The following is a 15,910-nucleotide window of genomic DNA, read 5'->3' on the forward strand; positions in this document are numbered from 1 at the left end:
CCCAGGTGGCGGAGGCATGGGCCAAGGACGCCGAGGCAGGCAAGACGGCCCGGCTACGCCTGGGCCAAGAACTCCGTGACTCTCGGGATCACCAGGCGAAGGAGGTAGGCGCAAGGGTCGCCGCCCCACCCGGGGGTCCAGCAGCACCTCGCTCGACGGCAAGCCCGCCTCGGCACCCCGCCGACACCGCTAGACTGTGGGCGGTGCCCCGCTTCGGCGGAGGCGCCCTGTGGATGTTCGGGCCCCAAGGGGCGGAGATCACCCCACTTCGGGTGGATTTCCAACACCTTTGCCCACACATCCCCGCCTTCGTAGCTCAGGGGATAGAGCACCGCTCTCCTAAAGCGGGTGTCGCAGGTTCGAATCCTGCCGGGGGCACCAGGCAAAAGGCCCCGGACCGATCATGGTCCGGGGCCTTTGACATCCAGTTTTGACATCAACGGGGGCGGTCAGCTGCGACCGGGGCGCCTCTTCCTGAGGAGCCGGTCCATGTGGCTCATGGCTTCGCGCTGCGTGTCTTGGACGACGTGCGTGTACACGTCCATGGTGATGCTGATCTGGGAGTGGCCGAGGATCTCCATCACGACACGGGGCGCGACTCCGGCCGCCGTGAGGAGGGTGGCTGTGCCGTGACGGGCGTCGTGGAGCCGGATGACGCGGAGGCCGGCGGACTCGGCGACGCGGGTGAAGGAGCGGTAGAGGTTGCGCGGCTCGACGGGGCGGCCGGTGCGGGTGGCGAAGACATAGTCGGAGTCCTGCCACTTCTCCCCCGCCTTGGCGCGTGCGGCCGCCTGCCGCAGGCGGTGCCAGCGCAGGGGCGCGATGCAGAGGGCGGGAATGGGGACGGCTCGGCGACGGCGGCTCTTGGGATCGTCGTCGTAGAGGACGCCACGGCGTCGCTGGACCTGGTGGCGGACGTAGAGGACACGGTTGTCGAGGTCGAGATCCGACCAGCGAAGCCCCACGATCTCTCCTCGCCTCAGGCCCATGGCGATGGCGATGGCGAAGGCCGCGTAGAGCGGATCCTTGCGGGAAGCGGCGAGGAAGTCGAGCGTCTCGTCGAGGGTCCAAGGGTGCAGCTCGGGCGTGTCCGTGCGGGGCGGCTCGACGAGCTTGGCGACGTTGCGCGCGATGAGTTCCTCGCGGCAGGCCGAGGTCAGTGCCGAGCGCAGAACTCGGTGCGACTCCTTGGCGGTTGCGGCGGTCGTCTCCTTCTCCAGGCGGACGAGGAACCGGCGGACATCGGCGACGCCAAGGGATTCGAGCCGCTTGGCTCCGAGGAGCGGCACCAGGTAGAGCCGGACATGCGCCTCGTACTTGTCGAAGGTGCTGAGCTTCCGCCCGGGCTTGATGATGTTGTCGAGCCAGTACGGCAGCCACTCGGCGAGCTTGGCGGACTTGGTGGGCACGGGTACGCCCTGGTCCACCTTGTCGAGCAGTTCGCGGCGCTTGGCGTCGCACTCGGCCCAGGTCTTGCCGTAGGCGAATTTCCGGGCGCGGGTGCCGTCCGGCTGGAGGACGTAGACCGCGCACTGAAAGCGGCCGTCCTTGCGCTTGGTGATGGTGCCCGCGCCGTTCGGGTTGCGCTTGCGTTGCTGGGCCATCAGGCCGCCGCCTCCAGTTCGTTGGTGATGTAGTCGCGGACAGCACGCGCCGGGATGCGGCGGCACCGGCCGATGGTGAGCGATGGCAGGCGCCGGGAGCGGATCAGGTCATAGACCGTGGAGCGGCCGAGCTTGAGCCGGGCCATGACGTCCGGGACCGTCAGCAGCTCTTCGTCAGGCACGGGTGGACTCTCCTTCCGTTCCGGGGGCGGGTTCGATGGATGCGGCCAGCCAGGCTTCGGCGTCGGACAGGCCAGTGCCGGCGAAGACCCAGTGCGCGAGGATGTACGTCGTCTCGGGCCCGGTGTCTGGTGTGGTGGCTGCGACTTGTGCTCGGCGCCATTCGGCGCGGGCGTCTCGGAGGGCGCCGAGGGTGGTGGAGTACCGGCGGGATTTGGTGGAGAAGTGACCGCGGAAGCCGAGCATGTGAGCCCAGGCCCGCAGGCGGAGGTGTTCCAGGTCCTTGCGAGCGCCAAGGGTCCAGGCGGTGCGGATCAGGCGGCGGGCGTGGTCGCTGATGTCGAGCTGGGCGAGTTCGGCAGCGAACTTCAGGGGGCGGTCGAGAGCTCCCGTGGCTGTCTCGGCGCCCTTGGTGGCGTACTTGGCGATGTACGCGGCTACGGCCCGCTCGGTCAGCTCCTGGCCGTCGTTGAAGTCGGCGGATCGGATGGTCCGGACGTCGAGTTGGCGGCCGAAGGTGAAGGTGTGAGCGCGGTCGTCGAGGGTGGGGCCGTCGACCCGGACCTTGGATGCGGCGGCGGTGATTGCGTCGGTGAGCAGCTCGGCGGTGGCCCAGGCCGGGGGTGAGGTGTCTCCGCCGCTGGGGCCGTCGATGCGGATGACCGCGTGAAAGTGGACCGCGCCGCGCTTTTGGTACTCGGCGACCTTGGCGAAGGAGACGCGGGCGTGGTCGCGGAGACGGCGCTGTGAGAGGCCTGCGCGCTTGGCGACCTCCCGGCGGAGGTAGATCGAGAAGCGCCGCCACAGGGGCCCTGCGTGCGCGTTCCACAGCACGGCCGCCTCATAGTCGTAGGTGTCCGGGGCCAGCGGAGTCCCGAGCGTCTCGTCCTCCTGGTCGTGGTGCATGCCGCAGCGACAGGGGCGCCCGTCGGTACGGCGGTTATGGACCGGGCCGAAGCCGGGGGCGGTGAAGGTGGCGAAGACGCGGGGGTGGGCGGCGACGTTTTCGGGGGTGCCCTTGCCGCCGCGCAGTCCGGCGGTGATCAGTTGGAAGGTGTCGCGGCGGTAGACCTCGGCGCAGGCCGGGCAGCGGGTGATGCGGCGGTTGTTGCAGCGGACGAGGAGTTGGCCGGCCGGGAGAGTGGTCGAGTCGAGGTGCTGGAGGATGCGGCCGATCTCGCCGGTGGCGGTGTCGACGTCGTACTCGGTGCGATGGCCGTCCAGGCGGATCGGGTGGGTGCACCCGCCGAGGCCGGAGAGCTGGCGGAGGATACCGGGCAGCGAGCCGTCTGAGGCGAGCTTGCTGAGTTCGGGCAGTGGGGGCGGGGTGGGGCGGGCGAAGATGGCGATCTCCTTCTGACGGGCACTGGTCGGGAGGGGTGGCCGCCGGGGCGGCGGGATGCTTGGGCGTGTCATGCCGCCCCGGAGGCCGGACCGCTGGTCAGCGGCGGTGGTGTTCGCGGAGCAGGGAGCGCAGAACCACGGCGGCGACGGCGACGGAGATGGCCGTGACGGCGACGGCGGCCAGGAGCGTGGTGAGGACGACTCCGCCGACGAGGACGGCCGCGACGGTCTTCTGATCGATGGAGACCGAGGGGAGCGCGGGGCGCCGGACGGGGGCCGGGTCGGTGGGGGCGTGGGTGTGGGTGGGCTGCGGGGTGGGGTTGTCCGGGTACTTGGGCAGGAACACGGCTGCGATCTCCTGTCTACTCGTCTAGATGTGTTGGCCGTTTATGACGGTCACGCCGGAGCGCGTGCCGGACTCGATGGCGGGGGCGAGGAAGGTGTGCGAGAGCCAGAAGCCGAAGAGGGCGATCAGGACGACAATCCAGGTACGGACGCCGAGGTACTTGACCGCCGCCCAGGCGAAGAAGCCGAGAACGACGACGAGGGGGAGGTTGAGCGTCACGGGGTGCGGGGTCCTTTCAGCGGACGGGGCAGCGGTGGGTGCGGGCGGCCAGTTCGGCGGCGGCGCGGCTGTCGTAGTCGGCGGAGAAGTTGCAGCGCGGGGCGGTGCAGGCGGCGGTGTGCTTCTCGCGGCCCCGGTGGTCGTAGGCGGTGCCGACCTGGACGGGGCCGATGCGGGTGACGTTGCGGAAGCGCCGGTTGGCGGGCACGTCAGCGCTCCTCTCGCGACATGGGGGCGGGGAAGGCGTCGAGGATCCGGGCGGCGTCGGCGGGGTCCGGGGTGCAGTCGGCCGCCGCTTCGGCAAGGAGTCGGGCGAGTGCGGGCCGACCGCTGGCGGCCATCTGACGGGCCGCGTCGAGGTAGTCGGCGGCGGTGTTGAAGGTGAAGAGGGGCACGGGTCAGCTTCCTGTCGGTGTGAGGTGGGCAGCGATGGCTTCGGCCATGGGTGCCGGGACGCCGAGGCGGGCCCGGAGAGTGGGGGTGTCGATCGGGGTGCCGGTGCGGGTGTGGTGCTCGGCGGCGACCTTGCGGGCGTGCTTGATGAGGGCGGCCGGGACCGGGACGGGCGGGGGTTCCGGCGGTGCCTCGATGGCGGGCGGGGTGGCTGTCTCGGGGGCGGGTTCGGGAGCGTCCTCCTGGTCCTTGATGACTTCGGCTGCCGGGGCCGTCTCGGGTGTCGAGTGGGCGAGGAGGGTGCCGCCGAGGAAAGCGACGGCGGGCCAGCCCGCGACGAGGATGCGCAGCCAGGCCGGGACGTCGGCGAGGTCGAGGAGGCCGGCGGTGGCGACGTTCGCTCCGAGGGAGGCGGTGATGGCGATGACGAACCAGCACCAGGCTGCCGTCTTCCCTGTGCCGGAGCGCAGTCGACGCCAGGCGGCGACGAGCAGCAGGTCAACCGAGACGGGGTAGGCCCAGGCTTTCCAGCCGTCCTGTCCGGCGGCCATGGCGATGTCGTGGATGTGGGCGAAGGACAGCGCGGCTGCGATCAGTGCCTGTACGAGCACCGCGTCCATGCGAGCCAGTTGGGCGCGCAAGATGGCGACTCCTTCCGGAATCAGGCATGGGAGGGGTAGGGACGTGGCGCGAGGCGGTCACGCCGACCGGGGAGGGAAGGGGTGTCAGTCTGTGACGGGGTGCGGCTGGACGGCCGGAATGGGGGTCTGCACGGTCCGTACGGGTACGGCGGGCCGGAAGGGCTTCAGCGCGGGCAGGTCGGGCACGAGGTCGGCCGTCTGCTGGCAGATGTCGGCGGCGTCGCCGAGGGAGAGGTAGGGGGTGCGGATGCGGGACCAGCCGCCGGACGTGTCCCCCGCGACGGCGAGGCCGGGCAGCTCAGGGGCGATGGCGCAGGCGGCCCCGACCGCTTCTGGGGCGATGTCGCCGAGCGCCATCTTGGCGGAGGCTTCATCGTTGACGCGGTGGCAGACGCGGCCGGTGAGCTGGGCCCGGAGCATGGTTGCGCCCTTGCCGAGTTCGGCGCCGAAGCGCTGCCCGCAGACTTCCAGGTAGATGCCGGCCGCGCGGCCGAGTTGGGCGAGGCGGATGAGCTGAGTGACCATCTCGTCGCGCCGTTCCTCGTCCTTCTTCGTGGCGACGAGGAAGAGTTCCGCCACCTCGTCGACGAACAGCACGACGGGCACGGGCCGTTCGCTCTCGGGCAGTCCCCAGATGTCCGAGGTGATCTCCTCGTTCGGGGTGCCGGGGGCGATGCCCTGCCGGGCTCTGATCAGGTCGTATCGGTCTTCCATCTCTTTGACCAGGACGGGCAGCAGCTCGGCGACCTCATCCGGCTCGGTGGCGAGGGCGGACAGCCGCGGGGCGAACGGGGCCAGCTCGACACCGCGCTTGCAGTCGAAGCCGACCAGGGCGACGTTCTGACGGGCGAGTCCGGAGACGAGATGCCGCAGGTACATGGACTTGCCCGACAGTGTGGCGCCCAGGGTGAGTTGATGAGGCACGGCCCGGTAGTCGCGGACGAAGGGCATGGCGTCCTCCCGCAGCGCGACCGGCACCTTGAGGAACCCGCCGCCCAGCTTGCGCGGCATGCGCACCTTGCGCAGGACATCGAAGCCGACGAGCCGCAGTTCGACGACACCGGGCTTGACGGTGGTGACGTAGACGGCGTGGACGCCCCAGGCGTGCCGCAGCCGTTCGGCCGAGGCGGCGACGTCGGCGGGTTCCTGCCCCGGAGCGAGGCGGAGCCGGAGCCGCAGCCCGGTCGAAGTGGGCCGGATGATGCCGCGCCGGGGTGGCACGGGCCGGATCTCCCGCCGGGTGGTGGCCTTGACGGCGAGGACCCGCAGCCGCGACGGGGCCACGGTCAGGCCGCAGGCTTCCATGACCGAGGCGTACGAGCTGAGGAGGCGGACGGTGGATATCGGACCGCCGACCGCCGACCAGTACAGGGCCGGGTGGTTGGCCCGGGTGTAGGCGGCCCCGCCGCCGAGCGCGGCGAGGGGACCACCCACCTCCAGGAGCGTCGTCAGGTCGGTCATCAGGCCGTGGCCCCCATGGCGGCCGGGAAGGCGGCCGGGGTGACGGCGGCGGCCCGGTAGGCGATGCCGTGACGCTGCTGCCCGTTGAACACGGACTCCCACGGCCGGGCGATGAGCCCCGGCAGCGAGACGGGCGAGCCGAGGATCAGGCCCTCGGTGACACCGCCCTCCGGGACGGTGACCTTGATGAGCGACGACTCTCCGTCCTCGATGTACACGACGCCGATGGTCATCAGCGCCTCACCGCTCACGGCGTCCTTGGCGATCTCGCCCGTCTGCCGGTCACGGACCTTCGGTTCCGGGGCCTCCGTCAGCAGGATCGTCGCGGCGGAGGTCTCAACACGGATGGTGCGCACAGCACACTCCCCTATCTACTCGTCTATACATGTAGCGATCTGCGAACCCGATCTCCCGGGCTCACGACGATCACCCTGCCACACAACTTGCCCACTCGTCTATACGAGTAAGCGTGTTGGGGTGTACGAGTTCGGAGAAGCGTCCCCCGCGCACCACCGCCCCTCACCCCCTCACGTGGCCGGGAGCTGGTACGACAGGACGTAGGCGTCAGCCGCCATGACCGTGTCGCAGACCTCGACGGGCCGTCCCTCGGTGTCGAAGGCGGTCCGGATCAGGTGGATGACGGGCACGCCGGCCGCCAGGTGGAGCGTCTTGACCTCGGCGGGCGAGGGCATCCGGGCGCGGATCTCCTCCTCGAAGTGGTCGAGGCGGTGACCCAGCTCTTCGAGGCGGGCGTAGATGCCGCCGGGACCGGGGTTGGGTTCGGCGATCTGCGTACCGCGCGCGATATCGAGCGGCAGGTAGGAGGTGGCGAACTCGACCGGACGGCCGTCGAGGAGGTACCGGCGCCGCCGGGCGAGCACCCGCCGCACAGAGCCCAGACGGGCGGAGACATCCTGACCGGCCTTTTCTTCCTTCACCTCAAGACTGTCGACCTGGGGGTGACTGCCGGCCGCATCTGCCTCCACGATGAACGCGGACTTCCCCTGCTCACGGTGGCGCCGGGCGAACCGGTCCGAGGCGAGACGCCGCACCGGCGGACGCGGCCGGACGAACACGCCCTTGCCGTGCTCGGCGTGCACCAGGCCCTCACCCTGGAGGACGGAGAAGGAGTTGCGGACGGTCATCCGGGACACCCCGTAGTGGTCCACCAGCTCAGCTTCCGAAGGCAGCTTCTCGCCCTCCCGGAACCGCCCCCGGTCGATGGCTTCGCGCAGCTGATCGGCGATCTGCCGGAAGACCGCACGATCGCTCGTGGGGTCGAGGTCACCGAGGAGGCCCGAAGGAAGTGAAGGGCTCACGTGTGTACTCCTTTAGGTATCTAGACGAGTGGGCGAGTGTTGTTGCTACGGTGGAGAGCCTAGCCATCCGAGAGGGCCGAGGAACGTGAGCACAGAACGCCCGCACTCCGTGAGCGTGGCCGGGGTCGTCGTCGACGACCAGGGCCGGGCCCTCCTGATCCAGCGCCGGGACAACGGCAAGTGGGAGCCCCCGGGCGGTGTCCTCGAACGCGAGGAGACCATCCCCGAAGCCCTTCAGCGCGAAGTCCTCGAAGAGACCGGCATCAAGATCGCGCTTCCCGCGACCCTCACCGGCGTCTACAAGAACATGACCGGCCTGATCGTCTCGCTGGTCTTCCGCTGCGAGGCCGCCGACGGCGTGCCCACCACCGGCGACGAGACCCGCGCACTGCGCTGGGCCACCCGTGAAGAGGTCTCCGAACTCGCCGACGAGGCGTACGCGATCCGCGTCACCGACGCATTGGACGCGGCGTCTCCGCCGGCCATCCGCGCCCACGACGGCGTGAAACTCGTCTAGCCCGAACCCGCTGCACATGGCGGCCTACCAGCACGAAGGAACTTGTATGCACGAGTATACGAGTATGACGCGAGTCTGGGGACTGTCTTGCCCAGGTTTCCCGGAAGAGGTCAGCCGGGCCCGCCGCTGGACCCGTGACATCCTGCGCGGCTCCCCTTTTGCCGAGGACGCCGAACTGATCGTGAGCGAGCTGAGCGCGAACGCGATCCTCCACACCGCCAGCGGCCGGGACCAGGGCAGCTTTCACCTGGCCGTCGCGGTGTCCGCCCAGGTGGTAGCCGTCTCGGTGACGGACGACGGAGGTACGGGCACGGCCCCGAAGATCGAGCACCAGGACCAGGACGCCGAAGGCGGCCGCGGACTCGGCATGGTCAGCACAATCGCCCACCGGGTCGTCGTCCACGACAGCGAGGCCGGCCACACGGTCACCGCGGAGCTCTTCACGGACGTACGAGGAGGACGGCCCCTGTGCTAAGGACGACGACCAGCCCCGGTTTCTGGTGCGAGTGCTGGACACAGGACCTGGACGCGCGACAGGCCCCGGCGCTCTTCGGCTCCTACGACGCGCACGACGTGGTGGAGGCGAACAACTGGGTAGCGACGATCCTCCGCACGATCTCACCGGCCCTCGACACAGCAGCCTGCGCGGAAGCCTGGGAACGGCTCTACGACCACCGCATCGATACCCGACGAGCACTGCTACGCCGCGAGCCCTGCACGGTGTCCATCACCCACATCAGCACGCGCGTCACATGGACGGTTCGACCAGTGCTCTTCCTGCCCTTCGCACACCGCCAGGGCTCAGAACTCCCTACGTGCGCATACGACTTCAAGCCCCATGCCACTGGCTGAGGCAGTGCCAGCCTGGAACTACCTCCAGGTTGGCACTGCTCCGTGAGTCACGGTGTCGGCCACTGGAGGAACTCCTGGATGAGAGGATCTGGCTCGCCCGTTTCGGGATCGAGGCCTGCAAGCCACCGGCGTTGCGCCTCACGCCAGTGCACGAATGGGGCGGTCCTGCCCCAGAGGGAGGCATCCCCAAGAGGACACTCGTCGAACTCGGCGCGCATCATCTTGACCAGGAAACCCACCATGCTGCAGTCGAAGAGCTTCCATCGCGAGTCGCCGTAGCTTATCTGCCGCCGCCAGGCCACAACGGGCCACTTGTCAGGGTTCGGGTCGAGCGTCAGCCAGCCCAGCTCGTTGGCATTGCAGCCGGAGCCCCAAGGCAGGACCGATCTGCTGTCAGCTTCGACACCGGGGACACCACCCTCGCTGTCCCAGATCTCCCGGAACAGCGGCACGCTGTCCACGATGCTGCCAGGGTCCCACTGCAAGTAGTCAACAGGCAGCGGCCCCAGGATGCCGAGATCCCCGATGCCACCCGCGCCGTAGACCGACATGAACGCCTTGTAGTCGCTCGGCAGACCGACTCCGAGAGCCTCTTCGGCGTCAGCCCAGTCCACTTGCTCATCCGCCCCATGCTCATTGGACACGAGACTAAGCAACGGCTTCAAAGAGCTCTCAGCGGACACGGCGCTCCTTCCATCGACACGGGCCCTCACCGTAACTACACGCGCCCGACGCACACACCCAGCCGAGGCAAGCGGTGTCAAGCATCAGGTGAAGCCACAGCGTCAAGCATCAACCGAGACAAGACACACCCAGAGCGCGCGACTGCGTTACAACTTTCTCTACTGGTTCAAGCCCCGGCTGCGCTCCGCTCCGCCGGGCGCGCTTCCCGGCTCTGGCTGCGCCCGCGCTCCTGCCTTCGGCCCGCTCGGCGCCGCCGACGCCGCCGCGCGCCCACAGGTGGATAGGGCCGAGGGCCATGGGTTGATCACCGTGCAGAGCAGCCACGCTCAGAACAAGCCTCCGGCGGGGGCGCTCAGGCTCCGAGATGACAGGGGGCCCGGTGCGCGAGTGCCGGCCGTGAGTGGCTGGTGCGGGGGCTCCCATCCCGTCTGCCGTCGACCCAGGCAGAGCCGAGCAGTCGCGGCCCAGGGCGTCAAGGTCGTTCGTACAGTGGCGCGCTCCACCTTGACGCCCTGAACCACGCCCGCTCCACGGTGTGTGGGTCGACGGCAGACGGGATGGGAGCTAGGGAGAGTGGTGGGTTGAGGGAGTCTGTGTCGTGATCGCTTGGATTCCCGATTTGCCTCAAATCCCCTCAGTGGGTTACAACTTGAATGCTTGTAGCTCAGTGGATAGAGCAGCCCTTTCGCGAAGGGCAGGTCGCGGGTTCGAGTCCCGCCAGGCCCACAGGAGGCGGGGACCACGCGTACCCCCGCCTCCGTCAACGTCTAGGGGAAGGGGTGTCGCTCATGCGTTGCCCCTCTTGTGCCGCTACAACGTCTGTCGTTGCTGCCGCAGTGTGCGATGACGGATCGACGATCAGGCGTCGCCGCAGGTGCTCCGTGTGTGACTTGCTGTTCACCACGTTGGAATACGCGACGCTGATCACCGTTGCGCCGTGGGGCGTGCGTGTCCCGTTTTCCCGTTGGTCCGTGATCACGAAGGTACGCACCGCAGCGCAAAGGCACTGCCAGGTGATCGACTCAGTCGCCCATCGCAAGCGCACCAGAGGCCCATCACTAGGGACTTCGCTTCCCCGTCACCTTGCGCAGCGCCGGACCACAGAACCCAGCGAGCTAGGCGCAACGTCGCCTTTCTCGCTGGCGTCTGCTTCGGGTCGGGGCTGAGCCAGCGTTCCGCCAATCTTCTTTGGACTGTGCATGTGAGGAGCGCGATGCGCGGCCGGCCCCTTGGCGCATCCATACCTTCATGTGGTCCCTGGTTCGTGATCTCTCTATCAACCTGCTCAGTGGAGCCCTTGTCGCCCTGGCCGCTACTGCCGCTCGAAGGGTGCGGCGGCGACGTGCAGAACCCGACCCGGCTGGGGAGTCGAACGAAGCCGAATGATTCGGGCCTAGGGGCTACTCTCCACTGGTCAGAGTGTCAAGCAGCCACTGATGTCTGACATCAACGACTGACACCAACAGCGGCGAACGACTCCGGATTGGCGCGGACCGCAACGGCCAGTCCAAGCGGGCGTAGCGGCTGCTATGCAGGTCCAGGAGTCCCGCAGGATCGACCTGATAAGGATGAGGCCACAGGTTCAAATCCTGTTAGCCCCACCAGCGAAAAGACCCCCAGTCGGTATCGACTGGGGGTCTTTGACATCTCCGGTCGGCTCGGCGGTGAGTGGACTTCCAGGTGCGCGGCGACGGCGTCGGCGCGGGACCGTGATACGTCGACCACAGCCTGTCGATACGCCACACACCAGCCTGCCGATACGCCGCACACAGCTCACCTCGTGTGTCGGCCGAAGGCCCGCGAGGAGCTTCCGGGGCCGTCTACGGGGCGGAAAAGCAGCTCCCGGCCAAAGTCGCTACGCCGACCGCGTGGACTAGGGCAGCTCGTTCGTGGCTTCGTCGGGTTTGCTTTGTTGCTCGTTGAGACTTTTAAGTAGCTTGGCCAGTGCAGCATCCGCTTTTGCCCTATCGCCATCAGTTTGCTTCTGAGGCGAGTTGCTGTAGGCCATGTATCGATGGGGGACGACGATTCGTCCGGCCCGAAGCTGGAACTGGATGAGGGGCTCCCACCCTTTCTTGTGGCCGAGGAGCACTTCAAGTAGAACGGTGTATTCGCGGGCTTGTGGAATAAACCCGGGGAAAGGGCCGCCAAACTCGATGTAGACCTGCTCGACTTCCCTACCCGCTACGGCGAAGCCGGCGGGCAGCTTTGACTCGGAGACAGACGTCGCAGGACTCAGCTCTGGCCAGGATGACCTCCAGGGGAGTGGGAGGACTGAATCGGGCTCGTCCGGAAAGCTCATCCGAAGGTCTTGTACGACGATGGGTACAGCGCCGGTGTTGTGGAGAACGAGAGGGAATCTGTATTCGGCTTCGCTTCGTGAGAGGTGGGCAGCGAAAGAATGTGGCTCCCATGTCTGAAGTCGGCCGCGCCGCAGATTTTGCCACCAGAACGTGAGGACCGTTAGAACCAAGGCGAAAAATGCGACGATAGCAGCTGCGGTGATCGACGACCAAAATGTATGCTGGTCGGTACTTTGATTCACAATTAGCACACACCGAGTGTGGCACTTGCATCGCTCATCACGCAGGCATTTGAATAATTTCGCGGCGCCGGACTTCTTCCCCATAGTGGTCCGTGACGATGCCCGGCAACTGTCACCGATCATCGCGGCCAGCACAGGACCCTGCTCAGCAGGCCAGTCTCGCGGAACAAGATCGCCTGCTGGGCTGTTGGCGGGCGGCCAAGGACGCGCCAGGCCGATCGATGCAGCACCAGCAGGACCAGCCACACGGCGGGCACACAGATCAGACAGCCGTGCCGGTGCAAACATGGACAGATCATGCAGGGAACCGCAGGAAGCAGCGGGTGCCAGCTCACCAATCAAGCAGACGCTAACACCCGCTCTCCCCCAGGTCAGACCAGCTCCGGTCCACTGATCACCTGAGATCCCCAAGCCGAGTACCGACCGCCGGCTGGGTCCGCACCCACGGCCACCACAGCTCCCGGTCCCGCATGGCGAGACCGTTCGACGATCATGAGTAGGAGATACACGCGGAGGCCATGCCCGAACAGAAACCCCTTCGTCGCAGAGCTCGGCCTACTCCAAGGAGAGTGTTGTTCCTCACCATCGCTCAGCTCTTTACATGCGACTTCACCTCGGCAAGGATGCAGCCTCATTAGATTAGCCGTTCCACCAAGATGACCTTGGAATATAGATCATTCATGGTGGCTGCGGCTAAAAGTTTGCAAGAAATCGCGCACTGCGCCTTCACTTGTGCACCCAACCATCCTCCTCTGACTCGCGTACCGGCCAGAAGAGTCGCACACTAAAGGAGGGTCAGCTGCGCCCCGTTCATGAAGGGACATCATGTCCGCCACCTCCGATCGGAGGGCTCAAGAACAGCGTGAGTTGCAGCAGTTCGAACAAGCCCGGAGTGCGTTGCGGGAAATACTTCCCATCCTCTCAGCCCCCATTCCTTTCTCGCAGCTTGAGAAACTGACGATGGAGCACACTGGGCTCGAAAAATGGCCTATACGGCAGGCTATTTGGCACTTGCTGAGCGTTGGGGAGATATCCTTCGACGAAGAGGAACGCAATCTCATCCCAACGTAAACTTCGAACCCCACGGCCTTGAACCAAGGATAATTTGTGGGAGCCCAAAATGACCAACGGCGTGGATCCAACGGCTCGTAGGTACGCCAGTAAGCAGGTAAAAGGCGATTACGCGAACCCTTTCGCTGAGGATCTGGACAGCATCTTCTACTCCACGGCCTGCCGCAGGCTGGCAGGAGTGACACAAGTTGCCCCGGCGACAGAGCAGCGTCTCCTTCACAATAGGTTGACGCACAGCCTGAAGGTTTCACAAGTCGGACGCCGGTTGGCAGATAGGGTTCTAAACGACCCCGATGACGGTAATCCGGATCTTGGAAAATATATCGACCCGGTGGTGGTCGAAACTGCGGGCTTGGCACACGACCTCGGCCACCCGCCATTTGGTCATGCTGCCGAGACGGTCCTAGACGAGCTGATGTCGGCCGTCGATGGCCTTGAGGGTTTTGAAGGCAATGCGCAAACCTTCAGAATCGTCACCAAGCTGTCCGCCCGAGAAACGGGCTCAGAAGGACTTAACCTAACGCGTGGCTCTCTTGACGCGATCCTTAAATATCCACGAAAAAGGAAAGAAGTGCCGCAGCGCGGAGTAAAAACGGGGCGAGAATGGACCGACCGCGAATATGGCAATAAGTGGGGCTACTATGAGAGTGAAGCAAAGATTTTCGGTTGGGTGCGAAGCCCATCAGGGGAAGAAAGAGATGCTAGTCGGTGCGCCGCAGCCATTCTCGTCGACTGGGCCGATGACGTCAGCTATGCGATACACGATGTAGAGGATTACTTCCGCGCCGGACTCATACCACTGCATCAAATCGAAGATGACTTTGGGAGAATCGTAGCCCACGGGGTGGCACGCCTCACAAAATCCCTTAATGAAGGCTTTAATGAGGGAAAGTTCCAGTCTGCGCTTCGAGACGTAGTGGACTCACTACCATTTAAGCACCCTTTCTCCGACACATCGCGTGATCGTGAAATCTTGTACGAGGTCACTTCTACGCGCCTGCGCGATTATGTTTCTGGCGCTGTAGCGCAGGACGATTTCCCGTATGTTCGAATAAAAGAGCGTCAGCAATATGAGGTCGAGGCCCTGAAAGAGCTGACTTGGTTCTACGTGATCCACAACCCCGCACTTGCTCTTGTTCAGGAAGGGCAGAAGAAGGTAGTTACCGAACTGTATAAAACACTGCGGGACTGGCTGTGCAGAGAAGAACAGAGCCCGCGCATCCCTCATGCCCTCTTTGACTTCTACGAAGCAGCGCGACGAGACCTGCAGGCGGGCTGGCAGGGAAATAGGAATGCGATGGTCAATCGCGCAGTATGTGATTACCTCTGCACACTGACCGACGCTCAAGCTCTTGATATATATGAGAGGCTCATTGGCATGTCTCGGGGCTCTGTTTTTGGGGTCTCGTTCGTATAGTTCAGGTGACAGGGACGAAGAAATTTCACGGAGGCCAAGGCCGGGCTAGGTCAGAAGCCGCCACTGGTCCCGCCAAGCGGTGACGTCCTCGGGCTTTATGACGGTGTTCCTCGAATCGGGGTTTCGAGGGCGCACACCTCCTACTTGCTCCAGGAACCGCTTATGACGGGCGTGTACTTCAGCGCGCAGCGTGGCACCGTCAGCGACGTAGAAGTCATGGCCGTCCTCTGTGATGTGGACCAGGATGACTCGGCTACAGGTCAGAGCTGTGAACTTCTCGATATCCGCAATCATCCACGCGCCCTTGGTGGCAACCATCACTTGTGCGGTGTGCTCGCCAATCTCGACGTAGGTCTGAGCGCCCTTCAGCTTGGCCGGCAGCCCTCGCAAGAGAGCCTCGGCGACAGCGAGGTGACGCCCAGCCTGGTGGGTTTGCGCATGAGTGCGTGTGGCCATTGACATGGCGAACAGCATGCCCCACGGTGCGACTGGAGAGAAGCTAACGTCGCACCCTGAACACAAGGCCCTGCGCCGCCTTCTGACCCTTGAGTAGAGGAAGCCCGTAGCTGAACAAGGTCGGGCGTGCCAGATGCGTGCCAGATCCAGTGGGGAACCACGGGGAACAGCGGGGACGGGCCCCGGGGTCGAGCGGGCTCCAACACCACTCCGTTGCAGGTCAGCGCAGCGACCGCCGCCAAAAGACCCAAGCTTCCCAAGCTGATGGCCTACCGCCGGCCTTGACCTCACCGGCCCGCCCTGATCGGCTGAGCCCATGGCCACGGACCCCAGCGAGTACGAGAAGGCGATGCCGATCGTGGCAGCCCACATGGCGAAGATCGAGCGGGCTGTCGACCGGACCCGAGCCTCGCACGCCGGGCAACCCTATGCGGCAGTCCATCAGGCGCTTGTCGAAGCGCTGCAAGACGAGGACGCTCAGCGTGTCATCCCGCAGGTGATCGAGGAGTTGGCGCGACAGATCTCTGACACCCCGGCGATCCCCCCTCCTGACATCCACAACTGACATCAACGGCGGCAGACAGCAGGGGCCTTGGGCAACCCGTGGCGGCCTCACACCCCGAGCGTCTGAGGTCCCTGAGGCCAGATGGATCGAACTCCTAAAGCGGGTGTCGCAGGTTCGAATCCTGCCGGGGGCACACGATGAAGGGCCGGTTCGCAGGGATGATCCTCGCGAACTGGCCCTTTGTTGTGAACACGCCCTTGCCGCAAAGTCCGCCAAGAGCCCACGTCACCCCGCTCCTTACGGATCATCAAGAGCCCGCGCAAGGCGCGGGCCGGCCCCGGGGCCGCAGCGAGGTA

The 15,910-nt window shown here is 66.0% G+C and carries 19 protein-coding genes and 2 tRNA genes; 8 read left to right on the top strand and 13 right to left on the bottom strand.

Features of this window, described 5'->3' with window-relative positions:
• Positions 1 to 305: 305 nt before the first annotated feature.
• A tRNA-Arg gene (locus tag ABZ464_RS03980) sits at positions 306 to 381 on the top strand.
• A gap of 68 nt (positions 382 to 449) precedes the next feature.
• Here the strand turns inward: ABZ464_RS03980 and ABZ464_RS03985 are convergent.
• The 11 genes from ABZ464_RS03985 to ABZ464_RS04035 all read right to left on the bottom strand — a co-directional run bounded on the left by ABZ464_RS03985 (position 450) and on the right by ABZ464_RS04035 (position 7,507).
• Positions 450 to 1,604 carry a site-specific integrase gene (locus tag ABZ464_RS03985; protein ID WP_359270511.1) on the bottom strand — a complete coding sequence of 385 codons (1,155 nt, stop codon included), beginning with the start codon at positions 1,602 to 1,604 and terminating at the stop codon, positions 450 to 452.
• Positions 1,604 to 1,786 (bottom strand): helix-turn-helix domain-containing protein, encoded by a 183-nt coding sequence (locus tag ABZ464_RS03990; protein ID WP_319670859.1) that lies wholly within the window; start codon positions 1,784 to 1,786, stop codon positions 1,604 to 1,606. The genes ABZ464_RS03985 and ABZ464_RS03990 overlap by 1 nt, the downstream gene beginning before the upstream one ends.
• Positions 1,779 to 3,200 carry a replication initiator gene (locus ABZ464_RS03995; RefSeq protein WP_359270514.1) on the bottom strand — a complete coding sequence of 474 codons (1,422 nt, stop codon included), beginning with the start codon at positions 3,198 to 3,200 and terminating at the stop codon, positions 1,779 to 1,781. Before ABZ464_RS03995 ends, ABZ464_RS03990 begins: the two co-directional genes overlap by 8 nt.
• 25 nt (positions 3,201 to 3,225) lie before the next feature.
• A complete protein-coding gene (locus ABZ464_RS04000) occupies positions 3,226 to 3,474 on the bottom strand; it encodes a SpdD protein (protein ID WP_359270517.1) in 249 nt (82 codons plus the stop codon).
• Between the two features lie 24 nt (positions 3,475 to 3,498).
• A complete protein-coding gene (locus tag ABZ464_RS04005) occupies positions 3,499 to 3,693 on the bottom strand; it encodes a hypothetical protein (RefSeq protein ID WP_037684464.1) in 195 nt (64 codons plus the stop codon).
• Between the two features lie 16 nt (positions 3,694 to 3,709).
• Positions 3,710 to 3,901, bottom strand: coding sequence for a mobile element transfer protein (locus tag ABZ464_RS04010; protein ID WP_037684465.1), 192 nt, complete (start codon positions 3,899 to 3,901; stop codon positions 3,710 to 3,712).
• 1 nt (position 3,902) lies between these two features.
• Positions 3,903 to 4,088 (bottom strand): hypothetical protein, encoded by a 186-nt coding sequence (locus ABZ464_RS04015; protein ID WP_359270520.1) that lies wholly within the window; start codon positions 4,086 to 4,088, stop codon positions 3,903 to 3,905.
• A gap of 3 nt (positions 4,089 to 4,091) precedes the next feature.
• The gene (locus ABZ464_RS04020) at positions 4,092 to 4,727 is read right to left on the bottom strand and encodes a DUF2637 domain-containing protein (protein ID WP_359270523.1); all 636 of its coding nucleotides are present in this window, start codon (positions 4,725 to 4,727) and stop codon (positions 4,092 to 4,094) included.
• A gap of 84 nt (positions 4,728 to 4,811) precedes the next feature.
• Positions 4,812 to 6,188 carry an FtsK/SpoIIIE domain-containing protein gene (locus tag ABZ464_RS04025; RefSeq protein WP_359270526.1) on the bottom strand — a complete coding sequence of 459 codons (1,377 nt, stop codon included), beginning with the start codon at positions 6,186 to 6,188 and terminating at the stop codon, positions 4,812 to 4,814.
• Positions 6,188 to 6,544 carry a hypothetical protein gene (locus ABZ464_RS04030; RefSeq protein WP_055635081.1) on the bottom strand — a complete coding sequence of 119 codons (357 nt, stop codon included), beginning with the start codon at positions 6,542 to 6,544 and terminating at the stop codon, positions 6,188 to 6,190. Before ABZ464_RS04030 ends, ABZ464_RS04025 begins: the two co-directional genes overlap by 1 nt.
• Before the next feature lie 171 nt (positions 6,545 to 6,715).
• The gene (locus tag ABZ464_RS04035) at positions 6,716 to 7,507 is read right to left on the bottom strand and encodes a GntR family transcriptional regulator (protein WP_340378197.1); all 792 of its coding nucleotides are present in this window, start codon (positions 7,505 to 7,507) and stop codon (positions 6,716 to 6,718) included.
• Positions 7,508 to 7,616: 109 nt separating this feature from the next.
• On the opposite strand from ABZ464_RS04035, the gene ABZ464_RS04040 reads away from it, so the two are divergent.
• The 3 genes from ABZ464_RS04040 to ABZ464_RS04050 are packed head-to-tail and all read left to right on the top strand — an operon-like array spanning position 7,617 to position 8,876.
• A complete protein-coding gene (locus tag ABZ464_RS04040) occupies positions 7,617 to 8,024 on the top strand; it encodes an NUDIX hydrolase (RefSeq protein ID WP_359270679.1) in 408 nt (135 codons plus the stop codon).
• A gap of 46 nt (positions 8,025 to 8,070) precedes the next feature.
• Complete coding sequence (locus ABZ464_RS04045; protein WP_359270530.1) at positions 8,071 to 8,499, top strand: ATP-binding protein; 429 nt, start codon at positions 8,071 to 8,073, stop codon at positions 8,497 to 8,499.
• Entirely contained in the window at positions 8,493 to 8,876 is a 384-nt protein-coding gene (locus ABZ464_RS04050; protein WP_359270533.1) for a hypothetical protein, read from the top strand. Before ABZ464_RS04045 ends, ABZ464_RS04050 begins: the two co-directional genes overlap by 7 nt.
• A 47-nt stretch (positions 8,877 to 8,923) precedes the next feature.
• On the opposite strand, the gene ABZ464_RS04055 is transcribed toward ABZ464_RS04050, so the two are convergent.
• Complete coding sequence (locus ABZ464_RS04055) at positions 8,924 to 9,559, bottom strand: SMI1/KNR4 family protein (RefSeq protein WP_359270536.1); 636 nt, start codon at positions 9,557 to 9,559, stop codon at positions 8,924 to 8,926.
• A gap of 656 nt (positions 9,560 to 10,215) precedes the next feature.
• Here ABZ464_RS04055 and ABZ464_RS04060 point away from each other — a divergent pair.
• Positions 10,216 to 10,286: transfer RNA gene (locus ABZ464_RS04060), tRNA-Ala, on the top strand.
• 1,147 nt (positions 10,287 to 11,433) lie between these two features.
• On the opposite strand, the gene ABZ464_RS04065 is transcribed toward ABZ464_RS04060, so the two are convergent.
• Positions 11,434 to 11,862: a hypothetical protein gene (locus ABZ464_RS04065; protein ID WP_359270539.1), complete on the bottom strand. Its 429-nt coding sequence runs from the start codon at positions 11,860 to 11,862 to the stop codon at positions 11,434 to 11,436.
• Between the two features lie 1,363 nt (positions 11,863 to 13,225).
• Here ABZ464_RS04065 and dgt point away from each other — a divergent pair.
• The 3 genes from dgt to ABZ464_RS04080 all read left to right on the top strand — a co-directional run bounded on the left by dgt (position 13,226) and on the right by ABZ464_RS04080 (position 15,614).
• Positions 13,226 to 14,593, top strand: a complete 1,368-nt coding sequence (gene dgt, locus ABZ464_RS04070) for a dGTP triphosphohydrolase (protein ID WP_359270542.1) — start codon at positions 13,226 to 13,228, stop codon at positions 14,591 to 14,593.
• A gap of 162 nt (positions 14,594 to 14,755) precedes the next feature.
• Entirely contained in the window at positions 14,756 to 15,052 is a 297-nt protein-coding gene (locus tag ABZ464_RS04075; RefSeq protein WP_359270545.1) for a hypothetical protein, read from the top strand.
• A gap of 313 nt (positions 15,053 to 15,365) precedes the next feature.
• Positions 15,366 to 15,614 carry a hypothetical protein gene (locus ABZ464_RS04080; protein ID WP_359270548.1) on the top strand — a complete coding sequence of 83 codons (249 nt, stop codon included), beginning with the start codon at positions 15,366 to 15,368 and terminating at the stop codon, positions 15,612 to 15,614.
• Positions 15,615 to 15,910 lie beyond the last annotated feature (296 nt).

The sequence above is a fragment of the Streptomyces sp. NPDC005820 genome (assembly GCF_040630255.1).
Taxonomy (GTDB): Bacteria; Actinomycetota; Actinomycetes; order Streptomycetales; family Streptomycetaceae; genus Streptomyces.

Bases quoted from the DNA above. Each gene is read 5' to 3' on its own strand.
- ABZ464_RS04025 (WP_359270526.1), bottom strand. From the start codon at position 6,188: ATGACCGACCTGACGACGCTCCTGGAGGTGGGTGGTCCCCTCGCCGCG.
- dgt (WP_359270542.1), top strand. From the start codon at position 13,226: ATGACCAACGGCGTGGATCCAACGGCTCGTAGGTACGCCAGTAAGCAG.
- ABZ464_RS04080 (WP_359270548.1), top strand. From the start codon at position 15,366: ATGGCCACGGACCCCAGCGAGTACGAGAAGGCGATGCCGATCGTGGCA.
- ABZ464_RS04045 (WP_359270530.1), top strand. From the start codon at position 8,071: ATGCACGAGTATACGAGTATGACGCGAGTCTGGGGACTGTCTTGCCCA.
- ABZ464_RS03985 (WP_359270511.1), bottom strand. From the start codon at position 1,604: ATGGCCCAGCAACGCAAGCGCAACCCGAACGGCGCGGGCACCATCACC.
- ABZ464_RS04065 (WP_359270539.1), bottom strand. From the start codon at position 11,862: ATGAGCTTTCCGGACGAGCCCGATTCAGTCCTCCCACTCCCCTGGAGG.
- ABZ464_RS04075 (WP_359270545.1), top strand. From the start codon at position 14,756: ATGACGGGCGTGTACTTCAGCGCGCAGCGTGGCACCGTCAGCGACGTA.
- ABZ464_RS03995 (WP_359270514.1), bottom strand. From the start codon at position 3,200: ATGACACGCCCAAGCATCCCGCCGCCCCGGCGGCCACCCCTCCCGACC.